Source organism: Acinetobacter sp. XS-4 (assembly GCF_023920705.1).
In the GTDB taxonomy this organism is placed as follows: domain Bacteria; phylum Pseudomonadota; class Gammaproteobacteria; order Pseudomonadales; family Moraxellaceae; genus Acinetobacter.
In genome coordinates, this window is the sequence record NZ_CP094657.1 from 640,733 (window position 1) to 656,312 (window position 15,580).

The 15,580-nt window shown below is 39.9% G+C and carries 13 protein-coding genes; 6 read left to right on the forward strand and 7 right to left on the reverse strand.

The annotated features are described in order from the left end of the window. Nucleotides 1–13: 13 nt before the first annotated feature. Complete coding sequence (locus MMY79_RS03155; protein ID WP_252611956.1) at nt 14–1,219, reverse strand: acetyl-CoA C-acetyltransferase; 1,206 nt, start codon at nt 1,217–1,219, stop codon at nt 14–16. A gap of 170 nt (nt 1,220–1,389) precedes the next feature. Then, nucleotides 1,390–2,400, reverse strand: coding sequence for an AraC family transcriptional regulator (locus tag MMY79_RS03160; protein WP_004789200.1), 1,011 nt, complete (start codon nt 2,398–2,400; stop codon nt 1,390–1,392). Between the two features lie 210 nt (nt 2,401–2,610). On the opposite strand from MMY79_RS03160, the gene MMY79_RS03165 reads away from it, so the two are divergent. The 5 genes from MMY79_RS03165 to MMY79_RS03185 all read left to right on the forward strand — a co-directional run bounded on the left by MMY79_RS03165 (nt 2,611) and on the right by MMY79_RS03185 (nt 9,986). Beyond that, entirely contained in the window at nt 2,611–3,729 is a 1,119-nt protein-coding gene (locus MMY79_RS03165) for a CaiB/BaiF CoA-transferase family protein (RefSeq protein WP_252611958.1), read from the forward strand. A 155-nt stretch (nt 3,730–3,884) separates the two neighbouring features. Beyond that, nucleotides 3,885–5,117 carry a carbohydrate porin gene (locus MMY79_RS03170; protein WP_252613414.1) on the forward strand — a complete coding sequence of 411 codons (1,233 nt, stop codon included), beginning with the start codon at nt 3,885–3,887 and terminating at the stop codon, nt 5,115–5,117. Nucleotides 5,118–5,290: 173 nt separating this feature from the next. Next, the gene (locus MMY79_RS03175) at nt 5,291–7,696 is read left to right on the forward strand and encodes a glucose/quinate/shikimate family membrane-bound PQQ-dependent dehydrogenase (protein WP_252611960.1); all 2,406 of its coding nucleotides are present in this window, start codon (nt 5,291–5,293) and stop codon (nt 7,694–7,696) included. A gap of 165 nt (nt 7,697–7,861) precedes the next feature. After that, nucleotides 7,862–9,505 (forward strand): nitrite/sulfite reductase, encoded by a 1,644-nt coding sequence (locus MMY79_RS03180; protein ID WP_252611962.1) that lies wholly within the window; start codon nt 7,862–7,864, stop codon nt 9,503–9,505. Then, nucleotides 9,498–9,986 carry a DUF934 domain-containing protein gene (locus MMY79_RS03185; RefSeq protein WP_252611964.1) on the forward strand — a complete coding sequence of 163 codons (489 nt, stop codon included), beginning with the start codon at nt 9,498–9,500 and terminating at the stop codon, nt 9,984–9,986. The genes MMY79_RS03180 and MMY79_RS03185 overlap by 8 nt, the downstream gene beginning before the upstream one ends. A gap of 49 nt (nt 9,987–10,035) precedes the next feature. Here the strand turns inward: MMY79_RS03185 and MMY79_RS03190 are convergent, their stop codons facing one another. From MMY79_RS03190 to MMY79_RS03200, 3 genes are all read right to left on the reverse strand, one after another. Further along, nucleotides 10,036–10,479, reverse strand: a complete 444-nt coding sequence (locus MMY79_RS03190; RefSeq protein WP_009389331.1) for a VOC family protein — start codon at nt 10,477–10,479, stop codon at nt 10,036–10,038. A gap of 130 nt (nt 10,480–10,609) precedes the next feature. After that, a complete protein-coding gene (locus MMY79_RS03195) occupies nt 10,610–11,785 on the reverse strand; it encodes an acetyl-CoA C-acyltransferase (RefSeq protein ID WP_252611967.1) in 1,176 nt (391 codons plus the stop codon). Nucleotides 11,786–11,893: 108 nt separating this feature from the next. Beyond that, nucleotides 11,894–12,409 carry a GspH/FimT family pseudopilin gene (locus MMY79_RS03200; protein ID WP_252611969.1) on the reverse strand — a complete coding sequence of 172 codons (516 nt, stop codon included), beginning with the start codon at nt 12,407–12,409 and terminating at the stop codon, nt 11,894–11,896. Between the two features lie 379 nt (nt 12,410–12,788). On the opposite strand from MMY79_RS03200, the gene omp38 reads away from it, so the two are divergent. Continuing rightward, the gene (omp38, locus tag MMY79_RS03205) at nt 12,789–13,847 is read left to right on the forward strand and encodes an outer membrane protein Omp38 (protein WP_238612556.1); all 1,059 of its coding nucleotides are present in this window, start codon (nt 12,789–12,791) and stop codon (nt 13,845–13,847) included. A gap of 124 nt (nt 13,848–13,971) precedes the next feature. Here omp38 and MMY79_RS03210 read toward each other — a convergent pair whose 3' ends face one another. Continuing rightward, nucleotides 13,972–14,130 carry a hypothetical protein gene (locus MMY79_RS03210; protein WP_005036254.1) on the reverse strand — a complete coding sequence of 53 codons (159 nt, stop codon included), beginning with the start codon at nt 14,128–14,130 and terminating at the stop codon, nt 13,972–13,974. Nucleotides 14,131–14,133: 3 nt separating this feature from the next. After that, nucleotides 14,134–15,339 carry an RtcB family protein gene (locus tag MMY79_RS03215; RefSeq protein ID WP_252611972.1) on the reverse strand — a complete coding sequence of 402 codons (1,206 nt, stop codon included), beginning with the start codon at nt 15,337–15,339 and terminating at the stop codon, nt 14,134–14,136. Nucleotides 15,340–15,580 lie beyond the last annotated feature (241 nt).

The window sequence follows — 15,580 nt, forward strand, 5'->3', positions numbered from 1 at the left end:
ATTTCCCTAATTTTTATACGCGTTCAATAATGGTGGCAATACCCATCCCACCGCCAACACAGAGCGTCGCTAAACCGCGCTTTTTATCTTGTCGTTCAAGCTCATCAAGTAGTGTGCCTAAAATCATGGCACCTGTTGCTCCTAATGGATGGCCTAAAGCAATCGCACCACCATTTACGTTGACTTTTTCAGCAGGGATGTTGAGCTCATTAATAAAACGCATTACAACTGCCGCGAATGCTTCATTGACTTCAAACAGGTCAATATCATCAATAGTAAGGCCAGCTTTTTCTAAAGCTTTACGTGCAGCAGGAGCAGGGCCAGTCAGCATAATCGTTGGGTCAGTACCGACTAATGCAGTCGCCAACACTTTAGCGCGTGGTTTTAAATTTTGTTCTTTGACAGCCTTTTCAGAGGCCAATAAAACTACAGCTGCTCCATCAACAATACCTGATGAGTTACCTGCGTGGTGAACATGATTAATTTTCTGTGCTTCTGGATATTTTTGCAAAGCGATCGCATCAAAGCCCATTTGCCCCATCATTTCAAAACTTGGGTTGAGCTTCGTTAGACCTTCGAGTGTAGTGTTGCCTTTAATAAATTCATCTTTATCTAAAATCACCACGCCTGCGTGATCTTGTACTGGTACGACAGAGTGATTGAAATAACCATTTGATTGAGCCGCTGCTGCTTTTTGTTGTGACTTCACAGCGAAATTATCAACATCTTCACGACTATAACCATCTAAGGTTGCAATGAGGTCAGCCCCAATACCTTGTGGAACAAATGATGACTTAAGATTTGTTTCAGGGTCTAGCGCCCACGGACCGCCATCGGAACCCATTGGAATGCGTGACATTGATTCAACGCCACCAGCAACCACTAAATCTTCCCAACCAGAACGAACTTTCATGGCTGCCATGTTGACTGCTTCTAACCCTGAAGCACAAAAACGATTGATTTGAACTCCAGCAACATCATCATTCCAACCTGCTGCAATCGCTGCCGTTTTGGCAATATCACCGCCTTGGTCACCAATAGGCGTTACGCAGCCTAAAACCATGTCGTCGACTTTAGATGTATCGAGTTGATGGCGCTGCTGTAATTCATTTAATAAGGTGGTGAGTAAGGTAATTGGTTTTACTTCGTAAAGAGAGCCGTCTTTTTTTCCTTTTCCGCGTGGTGTGCGAATGGCATCAATAATATAAGCCTCGCTCATAACAGTTCCTTTTTTATTGCTTAAAATTTATTTGTGTTTTGAGTGTACTGGTTTTAATAGCGAGTGCAATGACGATAAGCGCACCAGTCAGGTGATGATTTTTGCCAATAGAAATACAAAAAAGCCCAAGTTGAACTTGGGCTAAATGTGAAACTAAAGAGATTGAAGAATTAGTGGTAACCGTGTAGCTGGCGATATAGGCCAGGGGTTACACCCGTCCACTTTTTAAATGCGCGGTGGAAGGTACTGGTTTCACTAAATCCAACTTGTTGAGCAACGTCTTCAAGTGTTAATTCAGGGTTGAGTAATAAGTGAATTGCAGCATCTCGACGTAAAGCATCTTTTACGCCTTGATAGCTTTTACCTTCTGCAGCCAAGCGGCGACGTAAGGTTTGAGGAGATAAATACAACATTGATGCAACGTCATTAAGCGTTGGCATTTCTTCACCAATCTGGCTTTTGAGCACTTCACGAATACGAGAAGTTAGCGAGTTGGTATTTTTGAATTTTACTAAAAGCTGAGCAGGTGCTGCTTTTAAGAATTCTTCTAGCGTTTTTTCATCTTGACGGATTGGCAAATCAAGATAATCAGCCGCAAAGGTTATTTCAGTACGCGGTGCATCAAACTGCATAACTGGTGCAAAAAATAATGCATCATATTCATCTGCATGTGCAGGACGTGGATAGCTAAAATGAACACGCTCTAATGGCAAACGGCGTTCAATGAGCCATGATGCTAGACCGTGCCAAATCATAAGCATACTTTCGGTAATGAAATGATCTGGATCTAAAGTTTTTGGAATGAGCGGAACTAGGCGTGCTTCATGTTTGTCACGTTCTAGGCTGACAGACCATTCATCGCCAAATAATTTGTAAAATTGAGATGACAGTTCAAGGGCTTGGCCCAATGTTTTTGCGTGAATAATCAACTGACACATAATGGCAAAAGTGCCCAGACGACGTGGTTGTACGTCAAATCCAACGTGTTCATCCTGTGTGACCATCCACAACATTTTTATAAAACGAGTGTATTGTTCTGGTGAGATTCGAGCTTTAGGTTGACGTAATAATTCCGCTTCAATGCCCACATGTGAAAGGAGCATTTCAACATCCATGCCAAGGCGCTTTACGCCTGTCAAAGCCGCATTGACGAAGTGGATGCTAATCGTATCGCGACTCATATTGAATCCTTCAGTCTCTTTGATGTTCACTTTAAATTGACCTAAATGACCGTCTAAAAAAATAAATTGGCGATTTACAACAGAGTAAAAGCACTTTTTACATGTTAAATTGCCGAAATGATCAAGGTAAATGGCTGAACATGACATTGTTTTAGAATATTTGCTTAACTAATATAAAAGAAAATATGAATAATAGTGGTTAAAAAAACGATGACGACAGCATTAAATGGACTTAAAGTTCTCGATTTCTCGACACTCTTACCCGGACCTTTTGCCACAATGTACTTAGCTGATATGGGGGCAGAAGTCATCCATATCGAATCTCCAACGCGTCCAGATTTAATTCGGATCATGCCGCCCTATGCAAATGGGCAAGCAACGGCACATAGTTATTTAAACCGAAATAAACAGTCGATTGTTCTCGATTTAAAAGATTCAGCGAGTATCGAATTAATTAAAGCCAAAATTTCCGAGTTTGATATTGTCATAGAGCAGTTTCGACCTGATGTTATGCGCCGTCTAGGATTAGACTACTCAACACTTGCTGAAATTAACCCACGCTTAATTTATTGCTCAATTACAGGTTATGGGCAAACTGGAAGTTATAAAGACCGAGCAGGACATGACATTAACTATTTAGCTTTAGCCGGTATTGCTGGGTATAGCGGCCGACAAGACAGTGGTCCGCCACCACTCGGTATTCAAGTTGCAGATATTGCAGGTGGTTCACTTCATGCCGTTATTGCTATTTTAGCGGCGGTGGTTGAACGCGGGCGTAGTGGTATGGGGCAATATATTGATATTTCCATGACCGATTGTGTTGCTAGCTTAAATAGTATGGCTGCATCAGCCACACTTGCTGCACAAGTCGAACAGGCTCCAGAGCATGGCATGCTTAATGGTGGTATTTTCTATGACTATTATATGACCCAAGATGGTCGTTATCTTTCAATTGGTAGTCTTGAACCACAATTTATGTCAGGTTTATCAATCGCTCTTGATCTGCCTTTATTATTACAAAAAGGTGCTTCATTAGATGCTGAAGATCGACAAGAAGTTAAACAAGCTATTCAAGAAAAAATTAAAAGCAGAACGTTTAAAGAGTGGCATGAAATATTTGCAAATCTTGATGTGTGTGTAGAACCTGTTTTAAGTCTCACTGAGTCATTAAACTCGCCCTTAGCACAACAACGTGGATGGATTGTGGATGTACCTTTGCAAAATAATACAGCAGATACAGAACCGCAGTTGGCTTGCCCAATTAAGTTTTCAAGATCAAAAATGAGATATTCCTTTATAGGTCAAAAACTTGGTGAAGGACAATGGTAAAGAGCTGAGGCCATTTCATAGACAATGTGTATTAAGATTATTATTAGATTAATCAATTGATTAACATTTTGAATAATTTCTTTACATAAAATTAGCGTACCCTTTATAAACAAAGACATAAAAGGTATGTAAACATGAAAACACATAAATCCTTGATGGCTTCCTGTTTATCCGTTTTATCAATTACTCTTTTCATACAGCACGCACAAGCTGCTGCTGTATTCGACCCAAATAGTCCGTGGATGTTGGGTGATTGGAACGGCCAACGCACCGCGTTACAAGCACAAGGTTATGATTTTTCTTTTGGATATACCGGTGAATATGCCGGTATTTTAGATTCAAAAAATACATCTACGCATGGTAGTGCTTATACGGGGCAACTTGCTCTAGGAACTCATTTTGATTTAAACAAAATTTTAGGGTGGCAAGATACTGAAGCTCAAATCACATTAACTTATCGTGACGGGCAATCACTTTCTGAACATTCACCAGCTTTAGCTGGGCATTTAAGCTCAGTACAAGAAGTGTGGGGGCGTGAGCAAACTTGGCGTTTAACAGATATGTGGATCAAGAAGAAATTCCTTGATCAGAAGTTAGACGTTAAAGTGGGTCGTTTTGGTGAAGGTGAAGACTTTAATAGTTTTGACTGTGATTTCCAGAACTTGGCACTTTGTGGCTCGCAAGTCGGTAACTGGGTTGGTGATCAGTGGTATAACTGGCCAGTCAGCCAATGGGCTATGCGTGTTAAATATAACTTGCAACCAGACTTATATACCCAAGTGGGTGTATATGAATATAACCCGGAAAATTTGGACCGAGGCAAAGGTTTTAACCTAAGCACTGATGGTTCACATGGGGCAATTATTCCTGCTGAAGTAGTTTGGTCACCTAAATTAGGCGCTCAAAGTATGGCTGGTGAATACCGTTTAGGGTATTACTACAGCACTGCTGATGCCGAAGAAATTACAAATAAGACTCAAACATCTCATAAGCAAGGTGTGTGGGTAACTGCAAAACAAAAATTATTCCAGCCGGCTGATCAAACAGACCGCGGTTTGACTGGATTTGTGAACCTGACGTTCCACGACTCTGATACCAACAAAATTGATAACATGCAAAATGTAGGCTTAGTCTATAAAGGTTTGCTCAATCAACGTCCTCAAGATGAATTGGCATTAGGTGTTGCACGTATCCATATCAACGATGATTGGAACGATGTCCAAAATAAAGAATACGACACTGAATACAATACCGAGCTTTACTACGGTATTCATGCGACAAACTGGTTAACTATCCGTCCAAATGTGCAATATGTTCGTCATGTTGGTGCATTAAAAAATGGTGATAACACTTGGGTAGGCGGTATTAAATTCTCAACTGCATTCTAAGCGTAATTACTCTGAAAACGGATTGTCGAGGGCTAAATCATTGATTGAATGATCCTGACCTTCCGTTTTTTCTTTATGCCTGAGTTTTGTTTTAGATGTATCGATAGGCCGATTTTTGATGAAAAGCTTGGCCTATCTTTCCGATAAAAATGATGATTGATAAGAGGTGGTTTATGACTCAACCTACTTCAAGATCAGGTTTAACGACTTTTACCGTAATTATTATTGGGTTATTAGCGTTATTCCTGTTAATTGGAGGTATTTGGCTCGCTACATTAGGCGGTTCAATTTACTATATTATTGCTGGTGTATTACTCCTAATTGTTGCATGGCAACTCTATAAGCGCGCATCTACAGCATTGTGGGCGTACGCTGCTTTAATGCTGGGTACCATTATTTGGGGTGTCTGGGAAGTTGGAACAGACTTCTGGGCGCTTGCACCTCGTTTAGATATTTTAGGTATTCTTGGTTTATGGTTATTGGTTCCAGCCGTAACTCGTGGAATCAGCAACCTTGGATCAAGTAAAGTTGCCTTATCTTCAACTCTAGCAATTGCAATTTTGTTGATGCTCTATTCGATTTTCAACGATCCGCAAGAAATTAATGGTGAAATCAAGACACCTCAACCAGAAACTGCTCAAGCAGTGCCTGGTGTAGCAGAGAGTGACTGGCCAGCGTATGGTCGTACTCAGGCAGGTGTACGTTATTCTCCGTTAAAGCAGATTAATGATCAAAACGTAAAAGATTTGAAAGTTGCTTGGACTTTACGTACTGGTGATCTTAAAACGGGTAATGACTCTGGCGAAACGACCAATCAGGTTACACCGATTAAAATCGGTAATAACATGTTTATCTGTACAGCCCATCAACAATTAATTTCAATTGATCCAGCTACAGGTAAAGAAAAATGGCGTTTTGATCCGAAGCTTAAAACGGATAAATCGTTCCAGCATTTAACTTGCCGTGGTGTGATGTATTACGATGCAAACAATACAACTGAGTTTGCAACGAGTCTCCAGGGCAAGAAATCTGACTCTACACAATGTCCGCGTAAAGTCTTTGTTCCTGTGAATGATGGCCGTTTAGTTGCGGTAAATGCTGACACTGGTAAAGCATGTACTGACTTTGGTGAAAATGGTGAAGTGAACTTGCAAGAGTTTATGCCATATGCTTACCCAGGTGGTTACAACCCAACATCTCCTGGTATCGTGACTGGTTCAACAGTTGTTATTGCTGGTTCGGTAACAGATAACTACTCAAATAAAGAACCATCTGGTGTAATTCGTGGATACGACGTTAACACTGGTAAACTACTTTGGGTATTTGATACTGGCGCAGCAGATCCAAATGCAATGCCGGGCGAAGGTACGAATTTCGTTCATAACTCACCAAATGCATGGGCTCCTTTAGCATACGATGCCAAACTTGATATCGTTTATGTTCCAACAGGTGTAGGTACTCCAGATATCTGGGGTGGCGACCGTACTGAGTTGAAAGAACGTTATGCAAACTCGATGTTAGCGATTAATGCTTCAACTGGTAAATTAGTGTGGAACTTCCAGACAACCCATCATGATTTATGGGATATGGACGTACCGTCACAACCATCTTTAGCTGATATTAAAAACAAAGCTGGCCAAACTGTTCCTGCAATCTATGTATTGACAAAAACAGGTAATGCCTTTGTTCTTGATCGTCGTAATGGTCAACCAATTGTTCCTGTAACTGAGAAACCAGTTCCACAAACAGTTCAACGTGGACCACAAACTAAAGGCGAGCATTATTCAAAAACTCAGCCATTCTCTGACTTGAACTTAGCTCCACAAGATAAATTGACTGATAAAGACATGTGGGGTGCCACTATGCTTGATCAGCTCATGTGTCGTGTATCTTTCAAACGTCTAAATTACGATGGTATTTATACTCCACCATCTGAAAACGGTACTTTAGTTTTCCCTGGTAACTTAGGTGTGTTTGAATGGGGTGGTATGTCAGTTAACCCTGACCGTCAGGTTGCTGTAATGAACCCGATTGGTCTGCCATTCGTCAGTCGTTTAATTCCTGCTGATCCAAACCGTGCACAAACTGCAAAAGGTGCGGGAACTGAGCAGGGCGTACAACCGATGTACGGCGTACCTTATGGTGTTGAAATTAGCGCATTCTTATCTCCGCTTGGTTTACCTTGTAAACAACCAGCTTGGGGCTATGTAGCTGGCGTTGATTTGAAAACTCATGAAGTGGTATGGAAAAAACGTATTGGTACAATTCGTGACAGCTTACCGAACTTGTTCCAGTTACCAGCTGTAAAAATTGGTGTGCCTGGTTTAGGTGGTTCAATTTCTACTGCCGGTAATGTCATGTTTGTTGGTGCAACTCAAGATAACTACTTACGTGCGTTTAACGTTACTAATGGTAAGAAACTTTGGGAAGCGCGTTTGCCAGCAGGTGGACAAGCAACACCAATGACTTATGAAATCAATGGTAAGCAATATGTTGTGATTATGGCTGGTGGTCATGGTTCATTTGGTACAAAAATGGGCGACTATTTAGTGGCCTATGCCTTACCAGATAACAAATAAAAAGCTTCTATAGAAAGGGCCTGGATTTATCCAGGCTTTTTTTTGTCGATTTATATTAAAGCTTATCAATAAAACCGTTATTAAATATGCAAAAAAAGCATTTTATTGATGAATGAAAGCTCGTTATGCTATCCGCCTTAATAATGAATCTACTAGCCATACGCCATGTATTTATATACCGATTTCGACCAGCAGCTGGTTAATGAACGAGTTGCTCAGTTCCGTGATCAGACTGAACGCTATTTAGCTGGCAAACTTTCTGAAGACGAATATCGTCCATTACGTTTGCAAAATGGTTTATATGTGCAACGCTATGCGCCTATGTTGCGTATTGCTGTGCCGTATGGCTTAATGAATTCTAAGCAATTACGTAAAGTTGCTGAAGTTTCAACTGCTTATGACCGTGGTTATGCACACGTATCTACACGTCAAAACATCCAGTTGAACTGGCCTGCACTTGAAGATGTGCCAGATATTTTGGCTGAACTTGCAACTGTACAAATGCATGCCATTCAAACCAGTGGTAACTGTATTCGTAACACAACAACTGACCAATATGCAGGTGTGGTTGCTGGTGAAATTGCAGATCCACGTCCAACATGTGAATTGATTCGTCAGTGGAGTACATTCCACCCAGAATTTGCATTCTTGCCACGTAAGTTCAAAATTGCTGTTTCTGCACTTGAAGAAAAAGATCGTGCGGCAACTGCATTCCACGATATTGGTGTTTATATCGTGCGTAATGAAGCGGGCGAAATCGGCTATAAAATTATGGCTGGTGGTGGTTTAGGCCGTACTCCGATCATTGGTAGCGTTATTCGTGAGTTTTTACCACGTGAAGATTTAATTGCTTATTTAGAAGCTGTTTTACGTGTTTATAACTTGCATGGCCGTCGCGATAATAAATATAAAGCACGTATCAAAATTCTAGTTAAAGCATTAACTCCTGAAGTGTTTGCACAGAAAGTTGAAGCTGAATTTGAACATACACGTGAATCATTAAGAATTCAGCCAGAAATCTTGAAAAAACTGGATGAAGAATTCATTCCATTTGACTATCAAGATTTGGCAGATGAAGACTTCACTGCTTTATTTGCTGAGCATCCAAAATTCAAGCAATGGTTCAATATCAACACGCACGCGCATAAAGTGAAGGGCTATCGCATTGTTACGATTTCTCTAAAACGTGCAGGTATTGCACCGGGTGATATGACCACCGAAGAAATGAATTTTATTGCAGACCTTGCTGATAAATACACTTTCGGTGAACTTCGCACGACTCATGAACAAAATATTGCTTTGGCAGATGTACCTCAAAAAGATTTGTTTGATGTATGGCAAGCGCTTGAACAGCAAAATATGGCACGTGCACATATTGGTTTTATTACCGATATTATTAGTTGCCCAGGCGGTGATTTCTGTTCACTTGCAAATGCGAAATCAATTCCAATTGCTGAAGCAATTACACGCCGTTTCGATGACTTAGACAAAGTTTATGACCTTGGTCATTTAGACTTAAATATTTCTGGTTGTATGAATGCTTGTGGTCACCACCACGTTGGTAATATCGGTATTTTAGGTGTAGATAAAAAAGGCGCCGAATTCTACCAAATTACATTAGGTGGTAATTCAGATCATGATGCATCAATCGGTGACATCTTGGGACCATCATTTGCAGCAGATGCTGTTGCCGACGTAATTGAAGAAGTATTAAATACTTATCTTGATTTGCGTACTGAAGGTGAGCGTTTTGTAGATACATATCGCCGTGTAGGAATTCAACCATTTAAGGAGCGTGCATATGCTTAATACAGCTCTACCAGTGCTTTATAAAGATGGCACGATTGCAGATAATACTTATCAAATCATTGCTGAAGATGGTGTTATTCCCCAAGGTGACGTTGTCGTAACAACAGCTCAGCTCGACCAATTAGCTAACGTTCAAGGCAAAAAAGCTTTGTATGTGACTGTGAATGATTCACCTGAAAATCATACTTTTCCATTAAATGAACTTGATGCAATTTTTATTGAGTTTGCAGGTTTCGGTGATGGCCGAGGTTACTCATTTGCAGCACTGTTACGCCGCCAAGGTTTCCAAGGTGAGTTACGTGCAACAGGTGATGTGTTTAAGGATGTTTTAAACTACTTAAAGCGTTCTGGTTTTGATAGCTTTGTCGTAAAAGAAGGCAAAGACGTACACGAAGCTGCGGCAGGTTTGCAAGACTTTACCAATCCGTATCAAGCTTCAACTGGTGTGCCAGAAGCGAGTTATCAAACAGGTGCTCAATAAATCCTGAAATAAAAAAGCCCGCAATTTGCGGGATTTTTTATATTGAAAATTATGTATCAAGTTGGCAGTTAACCATCCACTTTATACCAAATTGATCGGTAAACGCTCCGTATAATGCACCCCAGAATGTTTTTTCTAGAGGCATTTCAATTTGACCGTTAACAGATAAAGCATCAAAAAGTTGTTTAGCTTTTTCTTGTTCATCCTTTTCAAGGTTAATTGCGATGTAGTGATTATTGCCTTGGGTAAAAACACTATTAGGCGCACAGAACTGATCATTTGTATCTGATGCCATAAGTACAGTGTATTCATTAATGGGTAGAGAAACGTGAAGAACCAGATTTTTGTTCGCTTCAGATAATGTCACACCTTCTGACGGTGGCATATCACCATAGCGACTCAACATGGCGAACTCGCCACCAAAAACTGATTTATAAAAATTAAAGGCCTGCTCTGCCTGACCTTGGAAATTGAGATAGTGATTGAGTTGCATTGTTATTGTCCATTGTTGTTTTCGTTTAAAAGAATAAGTTAAAACTTAAAAGTGATTTTGTGGGTCATTTTTTGTAGTTTTTTCATAAAAAAATCCCACCGAAGTGGGATTTTAAAATAGTTAATTTTAATTAAAAAAGTTCAATCGCAACGGCTGTTGCTTCACCACCGCCAATACAAAGTGCTGCAATACCTTTTTTACCGCCAGTACGTTTCAGTGCATGAATTAGTGTAAGAATAATACGAGAACCTGTAGAACCTACTGGATGACCTAGGGCACAAGCACCACCATTGATATTGACTTTTTCAGCATCAAGTTTGAAATCATCAATTGGGCACATAGTGACCATAGCAAAAGCTTCGTTAATTTCCCATAGGTCGACATCTTGAGCATTCCAACCCGCTTTTTTCAGAACTTTTTCGATGGCACCAACAGGAGCGATTGTAAATTCTGAAGGATGTTGAGAGTTTGAAGCTGTTGCAATAATTTTTGCAAGTGGTTGTAAACCACGCTGTGCTGCAACTTCACTTGATGTCAGTACCAATGCAGATGCGCCATCCGAAATAGAACTCGCGTTTGCTGCTGTGATTGTTCCGTCTTTTGCAAAAGCTGGTTTAAGTGAAGGAATTTTGTCGATCTTTGCATTTAAGGGTTGTTCATCTTGATCAACAACAACATCACCTTTACGACTAGGTACGGTAACCGAAACAATTTCATCTTTGAAATAACCTTCGGTAATTGCCGTTTGAGCACGTTTCAAAGAACGAATTGCAAAGTCATCCATTTGCTCGCGTGTATAGCCACGAGTATTTGCCATATCTTGAGCAAAAGAACCCATTAAACGACCAGTTTCGGCATCTTCAAGTCCATCAAGAAACATATGATCTTTAATTTCACCATGGCCCATACGATAGCCAGCACGTGCTTTTGGTAAAACATAAGGCGCGTTTGTCATAGATTCCATACCGCCAGCAACAACAATTTCAGCACTACCTGCTTTAATCATATCGGTTGCTTGCATCACGGCTTTCATGCCAGAGCCACAAAGCTTATTAATCGTCACAGCACCTGTAGAATCAGGTAAGCCAGCTTTGCGCATTGCTTGGCGAGCAGGGCCTTGCTTTAAGCCAGCAGGAAGAACACAACCCATAATGACCTCTTCGACATCAGTAGGTTGTAAACCTGCTCTTACGATTGCTTCTTTAATGGTGACAGCACCTAATTCAGGTGCTGTCAGTCCCGATAATGCTCCTTGAAAACCACCCATAGCAGTACGAGCACCATTAACAATTACGATGTCAGTCATTGTTGTAATCTCCGATTGTTCTTAATCTCAAAATAAGAAATGTTTAAAACCTAGGCAGTATATTGTAAAAATCAGGCAGAGATATCTTCTGCGTTAGACTGTAGAGTTCTAACAATTTTTAAAGTCTTCTAAACGAGTGTGGCCCATTTTGCTGAGGACTAATTTAAAGTTTTTAAGCTGATCATAAGAACAATACGTAAAACTGCCATTAGACTCACGTGGCAATCCAGTGTCGCCCTGAAATACGATACTGTTTAATTTTTTGCCGAACTTTTGAAATTTTAAAGAACCATAACGATTGTTAAGCTCGACATTGGTCAATATCTCTTCGTTACTTTCTCTTTGTAGATTATGATTGGTGTCTACAAAGCTTATAAGGCTTGTATTCCAATTACTATTACATAGCGTTAAATCAACACTTGGGCAAAGTACGACACTCTTATGTCGTAGAATTGCGTCGTATTTGGCTTTTTGTATATGAATTGTCAGTAGTTGAGGCGTGTTTTTTAATTCTAACGAAGCCATAAATTGATGGTATAAAGGAACGGCTAGGGTGAGCATAATCATAAGAATTGCGAGCGTTATAGTGAGTTCCATCAATGTGAAACCGGGAGATTTAAACATTAAAATTCCTTAATATATAAAGAAATATTTTGATTTTATGCGTTCTATCAATGATTTATATGGCTTTTTATAATGAGGAAACACAAAATTAAATAAAGGTTATCAGGACGCTAGAATACTGGTAAAATCACCCTAAGCGAAAGAAAGAAGTTGTTCATATTTGCTAGTTGAGTAAAAAATTACCGAATTACAACGGAAATTGTAAGTAATTTTGTCAATAATTTACTTGATTAAAATTATCAAGCACTTGGAAAGTCTATCAAGTGTTTGTATGATTCAAATGTGAATAGCTTAAAAATAATACTGGGGTGAAAATATCTCAGGGGCCAATAAATTTAGGCTGAGCTTGAACAACAATTGTTATCTCTGGAGGATATCCATGAAATTGAGTCGTATTGCACTTGCTATGCTTGTTGCTGCTCCATTAGCTGCTGCTAATGCTGGCGTAACTGTTACACCATTATTGCTTGGTTACACTTTCCAAGACAGCCAACACAACAATGGCGGTGACAAAGGTGAGTTAACTAACGGACCTGAACTACAAGACGATTTATTCGTTGGTGCAGCTCTTGGTATCGAGTTAACACCATGGTTAGGTTTCGAAGCTGAATATAACCAAGTTAAAGGTGATGTAGACGGTCTTGCTGCTGGCGCTGAATACAAACAAAAACAAATCAACGGTAACTTCTATGTTACTTCTGATTTAATCACTAAAAACTATGACAGCAAAATCAAGCCATACGTATTGTTAGGTGCTGGTCACTACAAATACGAGATTCCTGATCTTGCGTACCATAACGATGAAGAAGGTACTTTAGGTAATGCTGGTTTTGGTGCTTTCTGGCGCTTAAACGATGCTTTATCTCTTCGTACAGAAGCTCGTGGTACTTATAACTTTGACGAAAAATTCTGGAACTATACAGCTCTTGCTGGTTTAAACGTAGTTCTTGGTGGTCACTTGAAGCCTGCTGCTCCTGTAGTAGAAGTTGCTCCAGTTGAACCAACTCCAGTTGCTCCACAACCACAAGAGTTAACTGAAGACCTTAACATGGAACTTCGTGTGTTCTTTGATACTAACAAATCAAACATCAAAGACCAATACAAGCCAGAAATCGCTAAAGTTGCTGAGAAGTTAACTGAATACCCTAACGCTACTGCACGTATCGAAGGTCACACAGATAACACTGGTCCACGTAAGTTAAACGAACGTTTATCTTTAGCTCGTGCTAACTCTGTTAAATCAGCTCTTGTAAACGAATACAACGTTGATGCATCTCGTTTGTCTACTCAAGGTTTCGCTTGGGATCAACCGATTGCTGACAACAAAACTAAAGAAGGCCGTGCTATGAACCGTCGTGTATTCGCGACAATCACTGGTAGCCGTACTGTAGTTGTTCAACCTGGTCAAGAAGCGGCAGCTCCTGCAGCAGCTCAATAATTTGAGTTCTTGAACAGTAAAAAAGCGACTCGTTAGAGTCGCTTTTTTTATTGCGATTTTTAAAATATTTAGTCATTTCTATGTCTCCTTAATAATAATTACTTTCGATCTTGGTCTAAACTATTTACCAATCACCTTTTCTCAATTGCTGTTTAGTATCTTGTCTATCTCTACGATGTTGAGCACGAGGTTTCTCTGTTTCATGCATTCCACCTTTGTGAAGTAAAGGGGAAAGAGCCACTTGATTACGGACTTTGATTTTTGACATTTCTTTAATTTTCATGTTTTAACCTTTAATACATAAAACTTGTTTAAGTGTGTGAACAACTTCAATGAGGTCAGCCTGATTTGCCATGACTTCATCAATATCTTTATAAGCACTTGGGATTTCATCGACAACACCACTGTCTTTGCGACATTCAATACCTTGGGTTTGTTCAATAAGATCTTGCTGGTTAAAAAGAGTTTTTGCCTTGCTTCGACTCATTTTGCGACCCGCACCATGAGAACAAGAACAAAATGAGTCAGGGTTTGCTTTACCTCTGACGATATAAGAGCGTGCTCCCATTGAACCTGGGATAATGCCTAATTCATCTAAGCCTGCTCGAATTGCACCTTTTCGAGTAACCAATAAATTTTCACCGAAATGTGTTTCACGGCTTACATAATTATGATGACAATTAATAGCCTCTTTGGTCATTTGAAAAGAGGGTAGAAGTGGACGAATTGCTTCTAAAATTAAACGCATCATTTCTTTGCGATTTTCAAAAGCATATTCTTGAGCCCACTCTACAGCTTCTACATAATCATTAAAGCTGTTTGAGCCTTCGGCAAAATAACTTAAATCTTTATCAGGCACGTGACCAAAGCGATGCTGAGCTTCTTTCTTGGCTAACTCAATAAAATAAGTACCAATAACGTTACCCAGTCCTCTGCTACCTGAATGTAGCATCACCCATACGTCTTGATTTTCATCAATACATAATTCTATAAAGTGATTGCCACCACCTAAAGTACCAAGTTGCTTTTGCCATGTTGCATCAAATTGTCGAAGCATTCGAACAAGGCCAGGATGCTTTTTGATGATCGGTTCTAAGCGTTTTTCAAGCGGAATAATGCTTGAAGCTTTTGCTTTAACTTGTTTATGTAACGCAAATCCAACTGGTACTTTACGTTCGATTGCATCACGTAAACGGCTTAAATTATCAGGCAACTGCGAGGCCTTGAGGCTTAAACGAATTGCATTCATTCCACAGCCAATATCTACACCTACAGCAGCTGGGATAATGGCATGTGTAGTTGGAATAACACTGCCTACAGTCGCGCCTTTTCCTATGTGAACATCTGGCATGACTGCAATATGTGAATAGATAAATTGCAGTTGAGCCATTTTCTTGAGTTGTTCGATACTTTCACTATCTATATCTTGAGTGAAAATTTTAACGGGAACACCGTAAAGTGCTTCCTCGTTTAATATTTTTTGTATGCCCATAATTTTTCTCTTATTTTTGTCCGAGCAGGCATAAAAAAACCTAGCGAATGCTAGGTCTTAAATTTGAGCATTCGGACAAGTGAAGTGAATTTGTACACTTGTCCGTGAGCTGACATCGTGCCAAATTATTTAATCTGTTTTACCTTGTAGTGTTGGCATGATGTCCTCCTTATTTAAAAGCGCCGTTGAAAATCTGAACGGCATTTTACGCCTTTTAAATCAAAGATCAAGTTTTTGATCT

Excerpts from the sequence above, each read along its gene's own strand:
- MMY79_RS03155 (WP_252611956.1), bottom strand. The coding sequence starts at position 1,219 with ATGAGCGAGGCTTATATTATTGATGCCATTCGCACACCACGCGGAAAA.
- MMY79_RS03160 (WP_004789200.1), bottom strand. The coding sequence starts at position 2,400 with ATGAGTCGCGATACGATTAGCATCCACTTCGTCAATGCGGCTTTGACA.
- MMY79_RS03165 (WP_252611958.1), top strand. The coding sequence starts at position 2,611 with ATGACGACAGCATTAAATGGACTTAAAGTTCTCGATTTCTCGACACTC.
- MMY79_RS03170 (WP_252613414.1), top strand. The coding sequence starts at position 3,885 with ATGGCTTCCTGTTTATCCGTTTTATCAATTACTCTTTTCATACAGCAC.
- MMY79_RS03175 (WP_252611960.1), top strand. The coding sequence starts at position 5,291 with ATGACTCAACCTACTTCAAGATCAGGTTTAACGACTTTTACCGTAATT.
- MMY79_RS03180 (WP_252611962.1), top strand. The coding sequence starts at position 7,862 with ATGTATTTATATACCGATTTCGACCAGCAGCTGGTTAATGAACGAGTT.
- MMY79_RS03185 (WP_252611964.1), top strand. The coding sequence starts at position 9,498 with ATGCTTAATACAGCTCTACCAGTGCTTTATAAAGATGGCACGATTGCA.
- MMY79_RS03190 (WP_009389331.1), bottom strand. The coding sequence starts at position 10,479 with ATGCAACTCAATCACTATCTCAATTTCCAAGGTCAGGCAGAGCAGGCC.
- MMY79_RS03195 (WP_252611967.1), bottom strand. The coding sequence starts at position 11,785 with ATGACTGACATCGTAATTGTTAATGGTGCTCGTACTGCTATGGGTGGT.
- MMY79_RS03200 (WP_252611969.1), bottom strand. The coding sequence starts at position 12,409 with ATGTTTAAATCTCCCGGTTTCACATTGATGGAACTCACTATAACGCTC.
- omp38 (WP_238612556.1), top strand. The coding sequence starts at position 12,789 with ATGAAATTGAGTCGTATTGCACTTGCTATGCTTGTTGCTGCTCCATTA.
- MMY79_RS03210 (WP_005036254.1), bottom strand. The coding sequence starts at position 14,130 with ATGAAAATTAAAGAAATGTCAAAAATCAAAGTCCGTAATCAAGTGGCT.
- MMY79_RS03215 (WP_252611972.1), bottom strand. The coding sequence starts at position 15,339 with ATGGGCATACAAAAAATATTAAACGAGGAAGCACTTTACGGTGTTCCC.